Annotated in this window: 20 protein-coding genes; 15 read left to right on the top strand and 5 right to left on the bottom strand. The window is 64.7% G+C overall.

From position 1 onward, the window contains the following. Nucleotides 1-48: 48 nt before the first annotated feature. From P0652_RS13550 to P0652_RS13565, 4 genes are all read right to left on the bottom strand, one after another. A complete protein-coding gene (locus P0652_RS13550) occupies nt 49-288 on the bottom strand; it encodes a hypothetical protein (RefSeq protein ID WP_284179359.1) in 240 nt (79 codons plus the stop codon). Nucleotides 289-362: 74 nt separating this feature from the next. Next, the gene (aptA, locus tag P0652_RS13555) at nt 363-1,715 is read right to left on the bottom strand and encodes an omega-aminotransferase AptA (RefSeq protein WP_284179360.1); all 1,353 of its coding nucleotides are present in this window, start codon (nt 1,713-1,715) and stop codon (nt 363-365) included. Nucleotides 1,716-1,831: 116 nt separating this feature from the next. After that, nucleotides 1,832-2,053, bottom strand: a complete 222-nt coding sequence (locus P0652_RS13560; RefSeq protein WP_284179361.1) for a heavy-metal-associated domain-containing protein — start codon at nt 2,051-2,053, stop codon at nt 1,832-1,834. A gap of 16 nt (nt 2,054-2,069) precedes the next feature. Further along, complete coding sequence (locus tag P0652_RS13565; RefSeq protein ID WP_284179362.1) at nt 2,070-2,552, bottom strand: RidA family protein; 483 nt, start codon at nt 2,550-2,552, stop codon at nt 2,070-2,072. A 200-nt stretch (nt 2,553-2,752) separates the two neighbouring features. Between P0652_RS13565 and P0652_RS13570 the strand changes: the two genes are divergently transcribed. Together P0652_RS13570 and P0652_RS13575 are read left to right on the top strand one after the other, a co-directional pair. Next, nucleotides 2,753-4,162, top strand: a complete 1,410-nt coding sequence (locus P0652_RS13570) for an EAL domain-containing protein (RefSeq protein WP_284179363.1) — start codon at nt 2,753-2,755, stop codon at nt 4,160-4,162. Between the two features lie 52 nt (nt 4,163-4,214). Further along, nucleotides 4,215-5,084, top strand: coding sequence for a TIGR01459 family HAD-type hydrolase (locus P0652_RS13575; RefSeq protein WP_284179364.1), 870 nt, complete (start codon nt 4,215-4,217; stop codon nt 5,082-5,084). A gap of 17 nt (nt 5,085-5,101) precedes the next feature. Here P0652_RS13575 and P0652_RS13580 read toward each other — a convergent pair whose 3' ends face one another. Beyond that, on the bottom strand, nt 5,102-5,494 hold the full coding sequence (locus P0652_RS13580; protein WP_284179365.1) for a response regulator: 393 nt from the start codon (nt 5,492-5,494) through the stop codon (nt 5,102-5,104). Nucleotides 5,495-5,746: 252 nt separating this feature from the next. Between P0652_RS13580 and P0652_RS13585 the strand changes: the two genes are divergently transcribed. The 13 genes from P0652_RS13585 (at nt 5,747) to trpA (ending at nt 19,253) form a co-directional block, all read left to right on the top strand. Continuing rightward, nucleotides 5,747-6,733 carry a bifunctional riboflavin kinase/FAD synthetase gene (locus P0652_RS13585; RefSeq protein ID WP_284179366.1) on the top strand — a complete coding sequence of 329 codons (987 nt, stop codon included), beginning with the start codon at nt 5,747-5,749 and terminating at the stop codon, nt 6,731-6,733. Between the two features lie 128 nt (nt 6,734-6,861). Further along, nucleotides 6,862-9,912, top strand: a complete 3,051-nt coding sequence (gene ileS / locus P0652_RS13590; RefSeq protein WP_284179367.1) for an isoleucine--tRNA ligase — start codon at nt 6,862-6,864, stop codon at nt 9,910-9,912. A gap of 7 nt (nt 9,913-9,919) precedes the next feature. After that, on the top strand, nt 9,920-10,432 hold the full coding sequence (gene lspA / locus P0652_RS13595) for a signal peptidase II (protein WP_284179368.1): 513 nt from the start codon (nt 9,920-9,922) through the stop codon (nt 10,430-10,432). A 56-nt stretch (nt 10,433-10,488) separates the two neighbouring features. Next, nucleotides 10,489-11,148: a hypothetical protein gene (locus P0652_RS13600; protein WP_284179369.1), complete on the top strand. Its 660-nt coding sequence runs from the start codon at nt 10,489-10,491 to the stop codon at nt 11,146-11,148. Nucleotides 11,149-11,267: 119 nt separating this feature from the next. Then, complete coding sequence (locus tag P0652_RS13605) at nt 11,268-12,545, top strand: M16 family metallopeptidase (RefSeq protein ID WP_284179370.1); 1,278 nt, start codon at nt 11,268-11,270, stop codon at nt 12,543-12,545. A 16-nt stretch (nt 12,546-12,561) separates the two neighbouring features. Next, on the top strand, nt 12,562-13,836 hold the full coding sequence (locus P0652_RS13610) for a M16 family metallopeptidase (protein WP_284179371.1): 1,275 nt from the start codon (nt 12,562-12,564) through the stop codon (nt 13,834-13,836). Nucleotides 13,837-13,901: 65 nt separating this feature from the next. Beyond that, nucleotides 13,902-14,840 carry a signal peptide peptidase SppA gene (gene sppA / locus P0652_RS13615; RefSeq protein ID WP_284179372.1) on the top strand — a complete coding sequence of 313 codons (939 nt, stop codon included), beginning with the start codon at nt 13,902-13,904 and terminating at the stop codon, nt 14,838-14,840. 73 nt (nt 14,841-14,913) lie between these two features. Further along, the gene (locus tag P0652_RS13620) at nt 14,914-15,216 is read left to right on the top strand and encodes an integration host factor subunit beta (protein ID WP_284179373.1); all 303 of its coding nucleotides are present in this window, start codon (nt 14,914-14,916) and stop codon (nt 15,214-15,216) included. A 30-nt stretch (nt 15,217-15,246) separates the two neighbouring features. After that, on the top strand, nt 15,247-15,579 hold the full coding sequence (locus tag P0652_RS13625; protein ID WP_284179374.1) for a LapA family protein: 333 nt from the start codon (nt 15,247-15,249) through the stop codon (nt 15,577-15,579). A 7-nt stretch (nt 15,580-15,586) separates the two neighbouring features. Further along, entirely contained in the window at nt 15,587-16,537 is a 951-nt protein-coding gene (gene lhpI, locus P0652_RS13630; RefSeq protein WP_284179375.1) for a bifunctional Delta(1)-pyrroline-2-carboxylate/Delta(1)-piperideine-2-carboxylate reductase, read from the top strand. Next, nucleotides 16,537-17,205 carry a phosphoribosylanthranilate isomerase gene (locus tag P0652_RS13635; protein WP_284179376.1) on the top strand — a complete coding sequence of 223 codons (669 nt, stop codon included), beginning with the start codon at nt 16,537-16,539 and terminating at the stop codon, nt 17,203-17,205. The genes lhpI and P0652_RS13635 overlap by 1 nt, the downstream gene beginning before the upstream one ends. Further along, a complete protein-coding gene (trpB, locus tag P0652_RS13640) occupies nt 17,205-18,422 on the top strand; it encodes a tryptophan synthase subunit beta (protein WP_284179377.1) in 1,218 nt (405 codons plus the stop codon). The genes P0652_RS13635 and trpB overlap by 1 nt, the downstream gene beginning before the upstream one ends. Nucleotides 18,423-18,425: 3 nt before the next feature. Continuing rightward, nucleotides 18,426-19,253 (top strand): tryptophan synthase subunit alpha, encoded by an 828-nt coding sequence (gene trpA, locus P0652_RS13645; protein ID WP_284179378.1) that lies wholly within the window; start codon nt 18,426-18,428, stop codon nt 19,251-19,253. Nucleotides 19,254-19,331: the final 78 nt, after the last annotated feature.

Here is a 19,331-nt window from a genome sequence, read left to right on the forward strand (position 1 = left end):
GGCTTTATCGCCACCGGCGCTGCTTGTCACGCCTCAAGCATCAAGGCCTCACGCGTGCCGGGCTTCGAGCGTGGCGTAGAGATCATGCAGGGCGTCGATGTCGTTCTCTTCCGGCGGCCGCCCATGGGCTGCATCAAACCGGGCCGAGATCTCGCGATTCGCCAGCAGGAGCAGGATCGCCTCCCTCGGCGCCAGATCGGCGTGGCGACCGGCTTCTTCCGCGCTCAGCGCCACGCCGAAGCGGGCGAACAGGGCCTTGAGCAGGTCGGCATCCGTCATGATCGCCATCTCCCGGTTCCGCACAACGAATCCAAGCAGATATAGGCTATCATGACGCTGCCGGCCTGCCTATCCCATGGCGGTCAGGCAACCGCGCGGATCAGCTTGCCGAGCTTGTCCACGGTCTCGTCGATCTGGGCTTCGGAGATGATCAGTGGCGGGGTCAGTGCCAGCGTCTCGCCGGTATTGCGCACCATGAAGCCGTAATCTTCGAAGCCGCGATGCATCGCCGTATAGGCGCGCTTGCCGAACGCGTCGGGGATCGAGGCGAGGTCGATCGCCGCCGTCAGGCCGACCGTGCGGATGTCGAGCACATTGGGCGAGCCCTTGAGCGAGTGGATGGCATCGGCCCAGATCGGCTCGAGCTTGCGGGCACGCTCGAACAGGTCCTCGTCGCGATAGACATCGAGCGTGGCCATGGCGGCGGCGCAGGCCAGCGGATGGGCCGAATAGGTGTAGCCGTGGAAGAACTCCACCATATGCTCGGGGCCCTTCATGAAGGCCTCGTGGATATGCTTCCGCGCAATGACGCCGCCCATCGGCACCGTGCCCGAGGTGACGCCCTTGGCGAAGGTGATCATGTCCGGCACCACGCCATAGCGCTCCGCCGCAAAGGAGGTGCCGAGCCGGCCGAAGCCGCAGATCACCTCGTCGAAGATCAGCAGGATGCCATACTTGTCGCAAATCTCGCGAAGGCGCTTGAGATAGCCCTTCGGCGTCGGCAGCACGCCGGTGGAACCGGCCATCGGCTCGACGATGACGGCAGCGATCGTCGAGGCATCATGCAGGGCGACGATCCGCTCGAGATCATCGGCCAGATGCGCACCCCATTCCGGCTCGCCTTTGGTGAAGGCCTGCTCGGCCCGGTTATACGTGTGCGGCAGATGGTCGACATGCGGCAGGAGCTGGGTGGCGAAGGCCTTCCGGTTGGCCAGCATGCCGCCGACCGAGATGCCGCCGAAACCGATGCCGTGATAGCCACGCTCGCGGCCGATCAGCCGGCAGCGATTGCCTTCGCCCTTCGCGTGGAAATAGCCGATCGCCATTTTCAGCGCGGTATCGACGGCTTCCGAGCCCGAATTCACGAAGAAGACGTGGTCGAGATCGCCCGGCGCCATCGACGCGATGCGCGAGGCCAGCTGGAACCCGAGGGGATGCGCGAACTGGAACGGCGGCGAGTAATCCAGCGTCTCGGCCTGGGCCTTGATCGCCTCGACGATCGGATCGCGGTTATGGCCGGCATTGCAGCACCACAGGCCGGCGGTCGTGTCCATGATCTCGCGGCCGTCATTGGTGTAATAATGCATATCCTTCGAGCGCGAGACGATGCGCGGCGCTTTCTTGAAGGCGCGCTCGGCCGTGAAGGGCATCCAGAATGCCTCGAGGTCATTCGGCTGCGAAAGGGTGGTGATCGGCTGGGCGCCGGACTTGGCCATGGGAATCTCCGCGCAAGTTTGTTGCGAGCGCTGCCAGCGCCCGGAAATAACCGCGAGGATACGCCCCTCGGGGAAGGAAACAACCCCTGAAAGCGGCGCGGGATTAGTGGAAAAATCTATTGCGCCGCGGGAGGGAGGATGTCGTATCCGGCGGCATGGATCGCCTGCTCGAAGGCGGCCCGGTCCTTCGTCGCGGCGCTGATCCGGACGGACTTGCCCGGAAGGTCGACCGCCACTTTCGCGCCGGGGTCGATCCGGGTGATCGCACGGGTCACGGATTGGGCGCAGCCTTCGCAGGCCATGCCGCCGACGCCGAGTGTGAGATCCTGCTCCGCCATCATCCCTCTCCTGCGTTCATTCCTGCCCGATCGGCCCGGCCCTGTGGCTTCCGCCGCCGCCCGTCGCGCCGATTTCGGCTTCGCGCGGCATGTCGAGGAAAGCCAGCTCGGCATCCTCGCAGACCGCTTCCCCTTCAATCTCCACGAGATAGGCCGGCGAGGCGAGGGCCGCAACCTCGACATAGGTCGCGGCAACAAGATGGCCGCCAAGTCGTCGATCCCGGATGGTCCTGTACAGACCGACGGAGCCCGGCACGGTGGCATAGACCACGATCTTGACGAGATCCTGCACCGCCATGCCAGCCTCGCGCAGGACGGCCTCGAGGTTGTCCCAGGCGAGCTCCATCTGGCCGGCGAGGTCGGGCGCTGGCGTCCCGTCGAGCGTGATCCCGACCTGCCCGGAAACCAGCAACCGGCGAGACCGGCCCGAATGCACGATGCCATGCGCGTAATGCGAAGCGGGAGGGGCGATCGAGCGCGGGTTGATGATCCGGGGCATGCTTTCCTTCCGGCGGCATAAGGCTTCCGCCCTCATTCCTAGCAACCTTGCCGTGCCCAAGACTAGCGGGGCCACAGGGGCTTGCACAACGTTGATTTCCACAGGCCGTTGCGGGGAAGGAGTCTCGCTATTGCATTCTGGACAAAGTAGCTTTGACTGAAGTGATTCGTTGTCTCTCCCGACACATGGCGCCGCCTCGCATGCGTGTTCAACATCTTCTCTCAGTCAGCCTTGTGGCCGTTACCGCAGCGGGCCTCTCGGTTCTCGCGCATCGGTACGACCAGCTCTGGCTGGCGGTGGTCGGCCTGTCCGCGGCTTTTGCCGGTGGCGGGGCGCTTCTGCATGTGCGGGGTTCCAGTCTCTTCCGCGAGATCGAGGTCCTTCGCGATCATCTCGAAAGCACTCGCCAGCATGCGGCCCTCCTCGCCCGGCACACCCGAGAATTGCGCGAGGCCTTCGTCAATGGCCCGGCCGAGGGCGCTGTTCATGCCAGCGAATTCGCCACACTGAGTGCCTTGGTGCGTGATATTGCGGATGGCGTGGCCGAACTCGATCGCCGCACCGAGGCCACCGAGCAGGAGCTGGCCTATTCCCGCCGCCCGGCCGCGACATCCGTCAGCCGCGCCGCCGAGGCCCGGCCTGCGCCCGGATGGCTTGCACCGCAGAAGCCGGTCGCGCCGGAGCCTGCCCGCGCTTCCGCGATGATGCCGGAGGAGCGGGTGATCCGTGAGGCGCCGATGGCGCCGCGCCAGGGCGGAAACGGCCAGGAGCCGCCGCGCGCCGTCCGCCAGCTTGTGGCCGCTGCCATCGCCGCCGACCGGTTCGATCTCTTCCTCCAGCGCGTGGTGGGCCTGCCGCAGCGGCGCCTCAAGGGCTACGATGTCACCCTGCGCCCGGATGGCAGCGATCTGGCAATCCCGAATGCCGAGATCCGGCTTGCTGTCGAGGCGGTGGGCCACCAGCTGGCCTTCGACCGCAAGCTGATGATCCAGGCCGTCCGGCTGGCCCGGGTCTTTTCCCAGCGCGAGCGGGACGTGTTGCTCTTTGTCGACATTTCCCAGCGGTTCCTGATGAGCGAAGCGGCCTTCGATGATCTCGAGGCGCTGATTGCCGACGTGCCGCAGGCGCCGGAGCGTATCGTCCTGTGCCTGCCGCAGCGTTTCTTCCGCAAGGCCGTGGCCTTCGAGCACGAGGCGTTGCGGAATCTGTCGAAGATGGGCTTCAGCTTCATGATGCGCGATATCGAGGATCTCGATTTCGACCCCGTGAAGCTCTCGCAAATGGGCGTGCGCTGGCTGCGCATGCCGGCCGAGTCTCTGCTGGCCGAGACCCACGAGCGCGATACCCTGTTCGATGTCGCAACGGCGGATTTCGTGCCGCTCCTGGCCCGCCGCAAGCTCTCCTTCATGGTCGATGCCGTCAGCGACGAGCCGACCATTGCCGATCTCATCGATCTCAACATCGAATTTGCGCAGGGCCTTGCCTTCTCGCCGCCGCAGGCCGTCCGGGCCGATGTGCTCGAGGCCGGCACGCCCTCGCCGGAGCCGCCCAGGCCGACAGAGCCGCCTGCGGAGCGCCGCAGCCTGCGCGACCTTGCACGGCGCGCGTGAACGGGCTACCCGCTGCCACGCGGCATGATCGCCGCGTCGCCGAGGGCCGCGCATGACTTCCCTGACGCCTCTGATCTCTGGCCTCTCGGGCATGATGGATCGCTATGACGCGATCATCAGCGATGTCTGGGGTGTGCTCCATAACGGGGTTTCCGCCACGCCCGGCGCCGGCGAGGCGCTGAAGGCGGCCCGCCAGGCCGGCAAGGCTGTCGTCCTGCTGACCAACGCGCCCCGCCCGCCGGATTCGATCCGGAGGCAACTCACCGGCTTCGGCGTGATCGACGGCATCAGCGACGCGATCGTCTCCTCGGGCGGTGTCACGCGGGATCTGCTGGCCCGGGAAGGCGATGCGCCTTTCTACCATCTCGGCCCCGCACGGGACCGGTCGATCTATGAAGGGCTGCACGTCCGCCCGGTTCCGCTGGAAGAGGCCCGTCTCATCCTCTGTTCCGGTTTGTTCGACGATGAAACCGAGCAGGCCGAAGATTACCGGCCCATGCTGGAAGAGGCACGTCACCGCAACCTCCGGCTGATCTGCGCCAATCCCGACCTCGTGGTCGAGCGCGGCCATGACCTGCTGCCCTGTGCCGGCGCGATTGCGGATCTCTACGAGAAACTGGGTGGCGAGACGATCTGGGTCGGCAAGCCGCATCCCCTTGTCTATCGCTATGCAAGCGAGGCGATCGAGCAGGCTCTGGGCCGGAAGGTCGATCCTGCGCGCATCCTCTGCATCGGCGATGCCCTTCGGACCGATGTGGCGGGCGCGGTGGCAGCCGGGCATGATTGCCTGATGACCTTGGCCGGCATTCACGGGCACGAGATCAACCTGGAACAGGGTCGGTTCAACCGCGACCTGCTGGAAGCCTTGATTGCGACGCATGAAAAAAGGCCGGTCGCTGTGGCGACCAGCCTGGTCTGGTAGGTCCGGGGCGGCAGACCTTACTGATGCATCGACTGGCTGACCGCGTCGATCTTCGCCTTCAGCGTCTGGGCGTTGAACGGCTTGACGATGTAGTTGTTCACACCGGCGCGCTTGGCCGCGATGACGTTTTCCGTCTTCGATTCGGCCGTCACCATGATGAAGGGCGTGGCATGCAGATCGCGGTCGGCACGAACCTGCTTCAGCAATTCGTAGCCCGTCATCGGTGCCATGTTCCAGTCGGAAATGATCAGCCCATAGCGGCGTTCGCGCATCTTGTTCAGCGCTTCCGAACCATCCGAGGCTTCATCCACATCCTCGAAGCCAAGCTGCTTCAAGAGGTTACGGATGATCCGCACCATGGTCTGATAATCGTCCACGACGAGAATCGGCATTGAACTGTCGAAATTCATGACCCGCTCCAATAACGCCCCTTCACCAAAACCCGCCCGACTTCGGCCCGGCAGCTTTTTCGCGAAAGTCACACGTTCACCCTCTAGATGTGTGCTCTTCACCGCCGAAACTACCTGCGTCTCGATTGCGAATGCGTTAATGCGGTGGCATGGCAGGATCGAATTTGCAGGGATCGCGGGAGGTTAGCCCGCTCCAAAGTGCAGACGTGGTTGATAATGAACAAACAAGTTTCCAAAAATTTTCCTGTCTGGATGCTGTCCGCCGACGCGCAATCGGCAGCGAAAACGGGAATTCCGGCCCCGGGTGATCGTTTTCGTGTTGTGGCCATCGGGAATTTCGATGGCGCCCATCTCGGCCATGCCGCCCTCGTGGAGGCGGGTCGGACCCTGGCCGGTGAGAAGGCGCCTGGCCGCCCGGTCGAATGCGTGGCTCTGACCTTCGATCCCCATCCGCGCGCGCTTTTCCAGCCTGGCCAGCTCCTCTTCAGGCTGACGGCTCCGGAAGACCGCGCGGCCGCTTTACTTGGTATCGGCTTTGATGCCGCAGCGATCATCGCGTTCGACAGGGCCTTTGCCAGCCTCTCGGCCGAGGCTTTCATCGCCGACATCCTTCTCGGCGCACTCCGGGCCGATGCCGTGGTGGTGGGCGAAGATTTCCATTTCGGTCAGGGCCGCAAGGGCACGCCGGCTTTGCTGGTGACCGAGGGCGAGCGGCTCGGTTTCGCGGTGCGTCTTGTCAGGCCCGTCCGCCATGCTGACGGGACGACCATCTCCTCCACCGCCATCCGCGAGGCCTTGGCTGCCGGTGATATCCCCCGCGCCAATGCGATGCTCGGCCGGCCCTATGCCGTGGCCGGTGAGGTGATCCACGGTGCCAAACGCGGCCGGGAGATCGGTTATCGCACGGCGAACATTGCACTCGATCCGGGCAACGCTCTGGCTTATGGCATCTATGCCGTGACCGCCGCACTCGATGGGGAACCGCTCCGCGGCGTTGCGAGCTATGGCCGGCGCCCGCATTTCGACAATGGCCCGCCCTTGCTTGAGGTGCATCTCTTCGATTTCAGCCGCGACATCTACGGAAGCCGGCTGGCAGTCGCTTTCCATGCCCGGCTGCGCGGCGAGGCCAAGTTTGATTCGCTGGAGGCGCTGCTGGCGCAGATGGCGCGCGATTGTAAGGCCGCGCGGGCGATCCTTGACTCGAGCACCGGGGTTCTTCCCCAACGCGGCAAAGCCTGATAGAGCGGCACCATGGTCGGTACCCGCATCTTTCTGGCGCGAATTATCACCCCGGCTCCGGCGCGTTGATCGCCAGGGGCCGGTTGTTGCTGTCGCCCTGATCTGCCGTTTTTCGAGAAGAGCCCTCGATGTCCGAACAATCCGCCGCTTTCGATTATTCGAAGACCCTGTTCCTGCCCGAAACCGAGTTTCCCATGCGCGCCGGCCTTCCGCAGAAGGAGCCGGAAATCCTTGAACGCTGGCAGAAGATCGATCTCTATCGCCGGATCCGCGAGGCGTCGAAGGGCAAGCCGAAATTCGTGCTGCATGATGGCCCCCCTTACGCCAACGGCAACATCCATATCGGCCATGCGCTCAACAAGATCCTGAAGGACCTCGTGACCCGCAGCCAGTCGATGCTGGGGTTTGATTCGAATTACGTGCCGGGTTGGGATTGCCACGGCCTGCCGATCGAATGGCGGATCGAGGAGGAATACCGGGCGCGCGGCCAGTCCAAGCCGGAGCTCAATTCCGGCACGGCCATCAACGCGTTCCGCGCCGAATGCCGCGCCTATGCCGAGAAATGGCTCTCGATCCAGCGCGAGGAATTCAAGCGGCTGGGCGTGACGGGCGACTGGGACCACCCCTATTCGACCATGGCCTTCCATGCCGAGGCGCAGATCGCCCGCGAGATCATGAAGTTCAAGGATAACGGGCTGCTCTATCGCGGCTCGAAGCCGGTCATGTGGTCCGTGGTCGAGAAGACCGCGCTGGCCGAGGCGGAAATCGAATATCACGACCACCAGAGCGACATGGTCTGGGTGAAGTTTCCGGTGAAGATGGCGTCCGGCCCCACTTTTCAATGGACTGCAGGCCGAACTCCAGAACAAATCGCCCAAAGTTACCAGCAGCTTGTGGATTTGTTCAGTACTGCCAGCATCCTTATCTGGACGACAACGCCCTGGACACTGCCGGGCAACCGCGCAATCTCCTTCTCCTCAAAGATCGCCTATGGTCTGTTTGAAGTTACGGCGAACGAGCGTGATTTCGGCCCGAAGCCGGGCGAGCGCTACATCATCGCCGACAAGCTGGCTGAAGCAGTTGCAGGTGCAGGGAAAGTGTCGTTTTTGCGGTTGGTGGACGTACCTCCGGACTCGCTTGAATATTGGACCTGCGCCCACCCGCTCGCCTCCCTCGGCTATACTTTCGACGTTCCTCTCCTCGATGGCGACCATGTCACCGACGATGCGGGCACGGGCTTCGTCCATACCGCGCCGAGCCATGGCCGCGAGGACTTCGAAATCTGGACCCGCGCCGATATCCAGCAGGACCTGCGCGCCCGCGGTATCGAGACGAAGATCCCCTTCACGATCGATGATGACAGCATCTACACCGACGAAGCCCCCGGCTTCACGGGCAAGCGCGTGATCACCGAAAAGGGCGAGAAGGGCGATGCCAACGAGGCCGTCATCAAGGCCTTGATCGAGGCGGATGCCCTCGTCGCGCGCGGGCGTCTGAAGCACCAGTATCCGCATAGCTGGCGCTCGAAAAAGCCGGTGATCTTCCGGAACACGCCGCAATGGTTCATCGCGATGGACAAGCCCTTTGCGGTGGATCCGGCGCAAGCCACCAACGGCGCGACCCTCCGCGACACCGCCTTCGAGGCGATTTCGAACACCGAATGGGTGCCGGGTTCGGGCGAGAACCGCATCCGCGGCATGGTCGAGAACAAGCCGGACTGGGTGATGAGCCGCCAGCGTGCCTGGGGCGTGCCGATCACCGTTTTCGTGCATCGCGACACGAAGGAACTCCTGCTGGACAAGCGCGTGGATGAGGCCATCGCGGCCGCCTTCGATCAGGAAGGGGCGGATGCCTGGTTCGCGGAAGGCGCGGCCGAGCGGTTCCTCAAGCCCTTCGGCCACGATGCCGCCGCCTACGAGCAGGTCACCGACGTGCTCGATGTCTGGTTCGATTCCGGCTCGACCCATACCTACACGCTGGAAGATCCGAAGCATTTCCCCGGCCTCGCCGGCGTGAAGCGCAAGGTCGATGGCGGGGTGGACCGGGTGATGTATCTCGAGGGCTCCGACCAGCATCGCGGCTGGTTCCAGTCCTCGTTGCTGGAAAGCTGTGGCACGCGCGGCCGCGCGCCCTTCGACGTGGTGCTGACCCATGGCTTCGTCCTCGACGAAAAGGGTCAGAAAATGTCGAAATCCCTCGGCAACGTGACCGCCCCGCAGGATGTCATCAAGGATTCCGGCGCCGATATCCTCCGGCTCTGGGTGGCCTCGGCCGATTATTCGGACGATCTTCGCATCGGCAAGGAAATCCTGAAGACCTTCGTCGAGACCTACCGCAAGCTGCGCAACACGATCCGCTGGATGCTGGGCGCGCTGAGGCACCATGATGGCCAGCCTGTCGACGCCACCGCCATGCCCGAGCTGGAACGGCTGATGCTCCACCGGCTGGCTGAGCTCGATCCCGTGATCCGGAAGGCCTATGCGGATTATGATTACCGCAAGGTCGTTATGGAGCTTTCGGCCTTCATGAATACCGAGCTCTCGGCCTTCTATTTCGATATCCGCAAGGACACGCTCTATTGCGATCCCGCCTCCAGCCTGGCCCGCCGCGCCGCGCTGACCGTGATCGACATGCTTTGCGATACGATCCTGCGCTGGCTCGCGCCGATTCTCGTCTTCACGGCGGACGAGGCCTGGCTCGCCCGCAATCCGGGTTCGCCCGGCTCGATCCATGAGCTGGGCTTCCGCGACATCCCCGCCGGCTGGCATGACCCGGCTCTCGCCGCAAAATGGGATCGCCTGCGCGAGATCCGCCGCGTCGTGACCGGCGCGCTGGAACTCGAGCGGGCAGACAAGCGGATCGGGTCCTCGCTGGAAGCCGCGCCGGTCGTCCATCTCGCCGATTCCGCTGATCTTGCCGCGCTCGAGGGCATTGACTTTGCCGAGATCTGCATCACTTCGGCGATCCGCCTCGCGGCCGGCGAGGGGCCGGGAGCGGCCTTCCGCCTGCCGGACGTCAAGGGGGTGGCGGTTGAGCCGGCCCGGGCGGAGGGCGTAAAATGCGCCCGTTCCTGGCGTTATTTCGATCCCGCCACGGCGGATCCGGCCTTCCCCGACATTACCCCCAGGGATGCGCAGGCCATGCGGGAATGGCAGGCCGCCAACCCGCAGGCAGCGTGAGGTCGGCATGACGGGCGAGGCCCGGCCGTCCGGCGATCCGGCGGCCCTCCGGATCGGGCTCGGTATTGCGCTGGTCTGCCTTCTGGCTGACCAGGCGAGCAAGCTCTGGCTGATCTATGGCACCACGCTGCGGCTCACCTATCCCTGGCCGGTCCTGCCATTCGTCGATTTCACGGTTGTCTGGAACCGGGGGATTTCCTACGGCCTGTTCCAGCAGGATTCGGATACCGGGCGCTGGTTCCTTGCGGCTTTCAAGATCGCCGCTGCGATCTTCCTGACCTTCTGGCTCCGGAAATCCGCAAACCGGCCGGAGACCATCGGGATCGGGCTGATCATCGGTGGGGCGATCGGCAATGCGATCGACCGCATCGTGCATGGTGCGGTCTTCGACTTTGTGCATTTCCATATCGGTACTTTCAGCTGGTATGTGTTCAATATCGCCGATGCCGCCATCGTTTTCGGGGTCATCTTCATGGTCCTCGGGCAGCTTTTACCATCCCGTGCCCCGGAATTGCCCTGATCTGGTGTTTTGAGTGGGGGAATGATATGGGATCCAGCTGGTTACGGAGTTCCCCGATGGTCTCTTCTTCTTTCACGCTCCTGCGCGCCGCTTTTCTCGGCGGCCTTGTTGGCTTTTCCGCGCTGGTCCCGCTCCCTGCGGTTGCACAGGATGGACTCCTGATGCGCAACATGCTGGGCCGGATCGGCCTTCTGCCCGATGAGAAGGAGCCGATCGAATACCGCGAGCGCCCCGGCCTTGTGGTGCCGAAGGATCTCAACAAGCTCCGCGAGCCCGAGCCCGAGGATGCCGCCCGTCGCCAGGCCGCCGGTCAGTGGCCGCGCGACCCGGACGTGCTTGAGCGCGAACGGGAACGCCAGCGCCGGAAACTACCACTCGTCTCGGTGATTGCGGCGGATCCTTCGGAAGGGGGGCGCCTTTCCGTCGACGAACTCGCGCGAGGTCGCTCAACGCGCGGTGCCCAGATCGGAGAATCCGGAGTCCCGCTCAACGACAAGGCCGGCGTCCGACTCAGCATCCACGAGATGAAGGCGGCCGATGCGCGGCTTGCAGTACCCACCTATCCTCCCGGCACGGAGCCGCCGCGTCGATATCTGACCGATCCTCCTGCTGGTCTGCGCGTTCCGTCTGCTGCTGTCCCATCGGGCAGAAGGACGGCGGATGGTCCCATTGTGGATGATTTCAGACCGTCGAATGTCTGGGGTCGTATCGACTGATGCGGCGTGCCGCCCCCTTGCAGGGGCGCCGTCCTGACGCCATGTCTGAAGGGCCGGAATGATCCATTCCGGCCTTTTGTTTCATCGGGCCCGGCCGGGCCCAGCCTGCGAGGGAATCCATGCGCACCGATGCTGCCGTCGATCATTTCCATCTCGATAATGGGCTTGAAGTGGTGGTGATCCCGGACCGGCGCGCCCCTGTCGTGACGCATATGGTCTATTTCCGGAACGGCGCCGCGGATGATCCCGCCGGCAAGTCCGGTATCGCGCATTTTCTCGAGCACTTGATGTTCAAGGGAACCGAAAGGAACCCCAAGGGCACATTCTCCGAGACGGTGGCCAGCCTCGGCGGTCAGGAAAATGCGTTTACCTCCTATGATTACACCGCCTATTTCCAGCGCGTCGCGAAGGAACATCTCGGCGCGATGATGGCGCTCGAATCCGACCGCATGACCGGCCTCGTCCTTGAAGGGCCGGAAGTCCTGTCCGAGCGCGATGTGGTGATCGAGGAGCGCAAGATGCGCACCGACAGCGATCCCTCCGCCCAGTTGCAGGAAAGCCTGCTGGCCACGCTCTATGTCCACCATCCCTATGGCACGCCGGTCATCGGCTGGGGCCACGAGATCGAGGATCTCCAGCGCGAGGATGCTTTGGCCTATTACCGGCGGTTCTACCGGCCGGACAATGCGATCCTGATCGTTGCCGGCGATGTTGAATCCGGCGAGGTCCGGCGCCTCGCCGAGGGAACCTACGGCCGTGTTCCGCGGCCGGAAGGGCCCGCCCCGGCGCGTCGGCGGGTGAAGGAGCCCGAAATCCGTGCAACGCGGCAGGTGCGCCTGAGCGATGCGAAGGTCGAGCAGCCCATCACCCAACGCGCCTATCTGGTTCCCGCCCATGCCACGGCCGAGGGTAACGAGGCCTTCGCGCTCGAATTGCTTGCGCAGATCCTTGGCGGGTCCCAGACCAGCCGCCTCTATCGCGCCCTCGTGCTCGATGGCAGCACAGCGGTCAATGCCGGCTCGTGGTACTGGAATGACGCGCTCGATATCGGCCAGTTCGGCGTTTATGCCGTGCCGGCGGAAGATGTTTCACTCGACGCTGTCGATGGTGCCATCGATGCCGTTATTGCCACCCTGCGTGAGGCGGAGGTCAGCGCCACCGAACTCGAACGCGCCAAGACGCGGCTGATCGCCGACATGATCTATGCGCAGGACAATCAGGCCCATCTTGCCCGCATTTACGGCGCCACGCTGACGACCGGCGGCACCGTGCGCGATGTGACCGATTGGCCCGAGCAGATCCGCGCCGTCACGGCGGCCGAGATCCTCGATGTTGCCAAGCGCTATCTCCAGCCCGGCCGCTTCGTGGTCGGACATCTCCTGAAGGCTGCGGCCTGAGCCCCGGACGGAACCCATGAACGCACCCTTGTCCCATGCCCGAACCACCAGCCGGGCCCGCGCCCTGGTCTCGCCTTCCGGGATCGAGATCTGGCATGTCGAGGATTACACCGTTCCGCTTGTCTCGATGGAATTCGCCTTTGTCGGCGGTGCCGCGCAGGATCCGGCGGGCATGGCCGGCCTCGCCAACCTGATGGCCGGCACGCTGGACGAAGGCGCCGGCCCGCATGATGCCTCGGCCTTCCAGGAGCGGCTGGAGGAAAAGGCGATCGAGCTGTCTTTCGACGCCGGCCGGGATCGGGTCGACGGCTCCCTCCGTACGCTTTCCGAACATGTCGAGACCGCGTTCGACCTGCTGGCGCTGGCAGTCAACCAGCCGCGCTTCGACCAGTCCGCGATAGATCGCGTCCGGAGCCAGATCATTTCCGGCCTCCGGCGAGAGGAATCCGATCCCGGCGCCCGCGCGCGAGACCGGCTGAATGCCCTCGCCTTCGAGGGCCACAGTTATGCCCGTCCGGCAGATGGCCGCATCCCGGAATTGCAGGCGATCACCCGCAAGGATGTCGTTGCCCAGCATCAGGCGCTGTTCGGGCGGGATGTGCTGCATATCGCCGTGGTCGGCGCCATCTCGCCGGAGCAACTGACGGCCCTTGTCGAAAAGGCATTCGGAGGGCTGCCGGCCAAGGCCCGCCTTGCCACCATTCCCGATATCGGCGTCGGCCATGCCGGCCATCGCGAGATCGTGCCGCTCGATATCCCCCAATCCACCCTCTACCTCGCCATGCCTGGCATCGCGCGGAAGGACCCGGATTTCATGGCCGCCCTGCTGGTCAATCACATCCTCGGCGGCGGCAGCTTCACCTCGCGCCTCTGGATGGAAGTGCGCGAAAAGCGCGGCCTTGCCTATTCGGTCTGGTCGAGTCTCTCCAACCGCCACCATGCCGAAACGTTCATTGCCGGCACGGCGACCAGCAACGAGCGCGTCGCCGAATCGCTCTCGATCATGCTGACCGAGATCGCGCGGATGGCGGAATCCGGCCCGACCGAAGAGGAAATGGCCAAGACCAAGGCTTTCCTGATCGGGTCCTATGCCCTCCGGTTCGATACTTCACGGAAAATCGCCAACCAGCTGCTCGAAATCGCCATCGAGAAGCTCGGAATCGACCATATTGACCGCCGGAATGACGAGGTGGCAGCCGTCACCCTGCCGCAAATGCAGGCGGTGGCGCAGCGCCTTTTTGCCGGCCGGGAGCCGCTCGTGGTCGTGGCCGGTCAACCCAAGGGGTTGTGATCCGGCCCCGATCGTGGCAACGGCTTTGTCCATAGGGTGCGGCACTTTCGGCCAGGGATGAGAGAATGGCTCTGACGGCAGACATGATGGTCGACAGGCGGCAGCTGCGCAGGAAGCTGACATTCTGGCGCGTTATCGCGATTCTCGCCGCGCTCGCGGCACTTGTTGTGGCCGGGCTTGCCTGGCGCGGCAGCCTCGGATTTTCCCGCCCGCATATCGCCCGCATCACCATCGAGGGCATGATCACCGGCCGGCAGGCGACGCTCGATGTGCTCAAGCGCGCGGATAACGCCAATGTCCGGGCCGTCATCCTCCGGATCAATTCCGGCGGCGGAACCACGGCTGGTTCAGAGGCCCTCTACAACGAGGTGCAGCGCCTCGCCGGCAAGAAGCCCGTGGTTGCGGTTGTCGACGGCGTCGGTGCCTCCGGGGCTTACATGGCTGCGCTCGGCGCCGAGCGGATCATCGCAAATGGCAGCGGCATTGTCGGTTCGATCGGCGTGATTGCTCAGGTGCCCAATCTCTCGAAGCTGCTCGATACGCTGGGGGTCAAGGTCGAGTCGGTGCGGTCCTCGCCGCTCAAGGCTATGCCGAGTGGCGTCGAACCGACATCGCCCGAAGCGCGCAAGGCGCTGGAGGAGACGGTACTCGACACCTATCGCTGGTTCCGGGCGCTGGTCGGCGAACGCCGGAAGCTCGAGGGCGAGGCGCTCGACAGGGTCACGGATGGCCGCGTCTTCACCGGCCGGCAGGCGGTTGAACTCAAGCTGATCGATGCTTTGGGCGGAGAGCGCGAGGCCATTGCCTGGCTGGAGGCGGAGAAGAAAATTGGCGCCGATCTTCCGGTGACGGATTACCGGCCACGTCAGGCTTCGGGCACCCTGCCGGGGATTGCGGCCTTCCTCGGGCTCGACTGGCCGGGACTGGGCGACACCGCGCGCGATCTCCTCGGCCCCGGAGCGCTTGACGGCTTGGTGTCGATCTGGCAACCTTCGGGCCAATAATTATTCGAAATCAATTATCTAACGGGTTTCGCCATGCCGAGGGCGGGCCCGGTTTCCAGGACAGAGGTATTCCATGATCAAGTCCGAACTGGTGCTCAAACTGGCCGAGCTGAACCCGCATCTCTACCAGCGGGATGTCGAGATTCTGGTCAATGCCATCCTCGACGAGATCACCGATGCACTCAAGCGTGGCGACCGGGTCGAACTGCGTGGCTTCGGCACCTTCTCGATCAAGGAACGGGATCCACGCCAGGGGCGTAATCCACGCACCGGCGAGAAGGTCAGCGTGACGGGCAAGGTCGTTCCCTATTTCAAGAGCGGCAAGGAAATGCGCGAGCGGCTCAACCCGAAGGCCGGCGCTGCCAAGCGCGCCTGACACGCGCGCTGCTGGACAAGGAGAAACGCCGTGTTGCGCCTGCTGAAATTTCTGCTGCTGCTGCCGGTGGCGATCCTTCTCGTCCTGTTCGGCGTGGCAAACCGGCAGATCGTCAGCCTTGTCATCGACCCGCTTTCGCCCCCGGCCGAGGCTTTGCGCGTCTCGGTGCCGTTGTTCCTGTTCTTCTTCGGCACACTTGCCGTTGGCGCCGTGATCGGCTCGATGGTGACCTGGCTCGCGCAGGGCCGGCATCGCAAGGCCGAGCGCCAGTTCCGCCGCGAGCGTGACCGCCTGCAGGATGAATGCACCCGGCTGAAAGCGCAGTCGGGCCAGGCCACGAACCTGCTTCCTGCAACAAGGTAACGCTGCCATGCGTGTTCTGGAACAGGCCGCGATCGACGCGGCATTGACTATTCCTGCCCTGATCGAGGCCATTGACTCCCTCCTCCGGGCGGATGTCGTGGTGCCGGTCCGGCATCATCATCCGATTGCCCGCGAGGATGGCGAGGCCATGCATCTCATCATGCCGGCCTGGCATGCCGGAGCGGGCGGCTATCTCGGCGTGAAGATCGTCAATGTCTTTCCCGGCAATGCCGTTCGCGGCCTGCCCAGCGTGCTCGGCGCCTATGTGCTCATGAACGGCGATACCGGCGCCCCGATGGCGCTGATCGACGGGACGCGGCTCACCTTGTGGCGGACGGCTGCAACCTCCGCGCTCGCCGCGCGCTATCTCGCCCGGCCGGATGCGGCAACCCATCTCGTGGTCGGGGCCGGCGCGCTCGCGCCGTTCTTCCTCCGTGCGCATCGGGTCACGCGCCCGATCACCCGGTCGATCCTCTGGAACAAGACACGCGCCAATGCCGAGAAGCTGGCGGCCAGCCTCGCAGCCGAAGGGTTCGCGGTCGAGGTCGCCGATGATCTCGAAAGCGCCGTGCGGGAAGCGGATATCGTGTCGACCATCACGCTCTCGCGGGAACCGCTGGTTCATGGCGCCTGGCTGAAGCCGGGCGCGCATCTCGACCTTGTGGGGGCCTTTACCCCGGCGATGCGCGAAACCGACGATGATTGCGTGTTGCGGTCGCGGCTTTTCGCCGATACGCGCGGCGGTGCGCTCAAGGAGGGCGGCGATCTCGTCCAGCCCATCGCAGCGGGGCTGGTCTCCGTCGATCAGGTCGAGGCCGATCTGCCGGAACTGGCGCGCGGGGCCGTGATCAATCCACGTCAGCCGGGCGACATTACGCTCTACAAGTCGACCGGCGGCGCGATGTTCGATCTCGCCACGGCGATGCAGATCGCCCGGGCGACGGGCCTGGTCGCCTGATGACCCTGCTGATCAAGATCTGCGGGCTGTCCACGCCGGAATCGATCGATACTGCCATCGAGGCCGGGGCAGATCTGATCGCCTTCAATTTCCATCCGCGCAGCCCACGCTATGTCGAGCTCGATCGGGCGGCGGCGCTGGCAGCCCATGCCCGCGGGCGGGTGGAGACGGTCGCGCTGGTCGTCAATGCCGGCGATGATGCCCTGAGCGCGATCCGATCGGCGGTTGAACCTGATTCCTGGCAGTTTCACGGGCAGGAAACGCCCGAACGCGTGCGCGATGTCCGTGCGGTCTGGGGTCTGCCGGTCATGAAGGCGATCGGCGTTTCGGGCCCGGCGGATCTTGCCGCCCTGGCCAGTTTCGCGCCGGTCGCGGACAGGCTGTTGCTGGATGCGAAGCCGCCGAAAGATGCCGCCTATCCGGGCGGGCATGGCCAGCCCTTCGACTGGCGCGTCCTTTCGGCGCTTCCCCCGCATCGCCCGTTCATGCTATCCGGCGGCCTCACGCCGGAGAATGTCGGCGAGGCAATCCGCCTCGTCCGGGGCTTCGGCGTCAATCTGCTGGGCGTGGATGTCTCGTCCGGGGTCGAATCAGCCCCCGGCATCAAGGATCCCGACAGGATCAGGGCCTTCGTCGCCGCTGCGCGCGAGGCCGAGGGAGCACGGTGATGGTGGTGCAGGAACGCCCGAATTCCTTCCGGACGGGCCCGGATGACAATGGCCGCTTCGGCCTGTTCGGCGGCCGCTTCGTCGCGGAAACGCTGATGCCGCTCATCCTCGAGCTGCAGAAGGCCTACGAGGCCGCCAAGGCGGATCCTGCCTTCCATGCCGAGATGAGCAACATGCTCACCCATTATGTCGGCCGGCCCTCGCCGCTTTATTTCGCCGAGCGCATGACCGAGCATCTCGGGGGAGCCAAGATCTATTTCAAGCGCGACGAGCTGAATCATACCGGCGCGCACAAGGTCAACAACGTGCTCGGCCAGATCTTGCTCGCCCGCCGCATGGGCAAGAAGCGGATCATCGCCGAGACCGGTGCCGGCCAGCACGGCGTGGCCACGGCCACCCTCTGCGCCCGCTATGGCCTGCAATGCGTGGTCTATATGGGCGCGGTCGATGTCGAGCGGCAGAAGCCCAATGTCTTCCGGATGAAGATGCTCGGTGCGGAGGTCATCCCCGTCACCTCCGGCTCGAAGACGCTGAAGGATGCGATGAACGAGGCCCTCCGCGATTGGGTCACCAATGTCGCCGATACCTTCTATTGCATCGGCACGGTGGCCGGCCCTCACCCTTATCCGGCCATGGTGCGTGACTTCCAGTGCGTCATCGGCAACGAGACGCGTGAGCAGATGATGGCGGCGGAAGGCCGCCTGCCGGACAGCCTGATCGCGGCGATCGGCGGTGGCTCCAATGCCATCGGCCTCTTCCATCCCTTCCTCGACGACACGTCGGTCCAGATCTTCGGTGTCGAGGCGGCCGGCCATGGCCTCTCCTCGGGCCTCCACGCCGCTTCGTTGACGGGCGGCCGCCCCGGCGTGCTGCACGGCAACCGTACCTACCTGCTGATGGACGAGGACGGGCAGATCAAGGATGCCCATTCGATCTCCGCCGGCCTCGATTACCCCGGCATCGGCCCGGAACATGCCTATCTGCACGATACTGGGCGCGTGACCTATCTCTCCGCCACAGATGACGAGGCGCTCGCCGCCTTCCAGCTCTGCTCGAAGCTCGAGGGCATCATCCCGGCGCTCGAACCGGCCCACGCCCTCGCCAAGGTGATCGAACTCGCGCCGAAACTGCCCAAGGACCACCTGATGGTCATGAATCTCTGCGGGCGCGGCGACAAGGACATCTTCACCGTGGCCGAGCATCTCGGGGGAATGTGACGAATGTCGACGCGTATTGCCACCTGCTTCGCTGACAATGCTGCCGCTGGCCGCGCCAGCCTGGTCACCTTCGTGACGGCCGGCGATCCGGACCCCGTCACCAGCCTCGCTCTGGTCAAGGCGTTGCCCGGTGCCGGCGCCGACGTGATCGAACTCGGCATGCCCTTCTCGGATCCGATGGCCGATGGACCGGCGATCCAATGGTCCTCGATGCGCGCGCTGAAGGCAGGGATGAGCCTGAAGGGCACGCTCGACCTCGTGCAGCAGTTCCGGGCCAGCAACCAGGACACGCCCATCGTCCTGATGGGCTATTACAACCCGATCTATGTCTATGGCGTCGAGCGGTTCCTCGCCGATGCCGGCGCGGCGGGCGTCGATGGCCTGATCGTGGTGGATCTGCCGCCGGAAGAGGATTCGGAGCTCTGCGTGCCCGCCATGCAGGCTGGCCTCAACTTCATCCGGCTCGCGACGCCCACCACGGATGACAAGCGCCTGCCGGCGGTGCTGGCGAATACATCGGGCTTTGTCTACTACGTCTCGATCACCGGGATCACCGGCACAGCGACGCCGGATTTCTCGAAAGTTGCCGACGCGGTTGCCCGGATCAAGCGCCATACCGGCTTGCCTGTGGCGGTCGGTTTCGGCGTCAAGGCGCCGGACCATGCGGCGGCGATCGCCCGGGGCGCCGATGGCGTGGTGGTCGGGTCGGCTTTGGTCGAGTTGATCCGCACCTCGCTCGATGGCGAGGGCAAGGCCACGGAAAAGACCGTTTCCGCTGTCACCGATCTGGTCTCGTCGCTCGCGGCTGCTGTGCGCGGCGTGAAGAAGTAACAGCCTCGGCCTCGCCGGAACACAATCCGGACCGGACATGCCCGGGCGAGGAGCGAAGCGACGCCGAGCTTATGCGAG

The sequence above is a fragment of the Rhabdaerophilum sp. SD176 genome, from assembly GCF_030143245.1.
Classification (GTDB): Bacteria; Pseudomonadota; Alphaproteobacteria; order Rhizobiales; family Beijerinckiaceae; genus Rhabdaerophilum.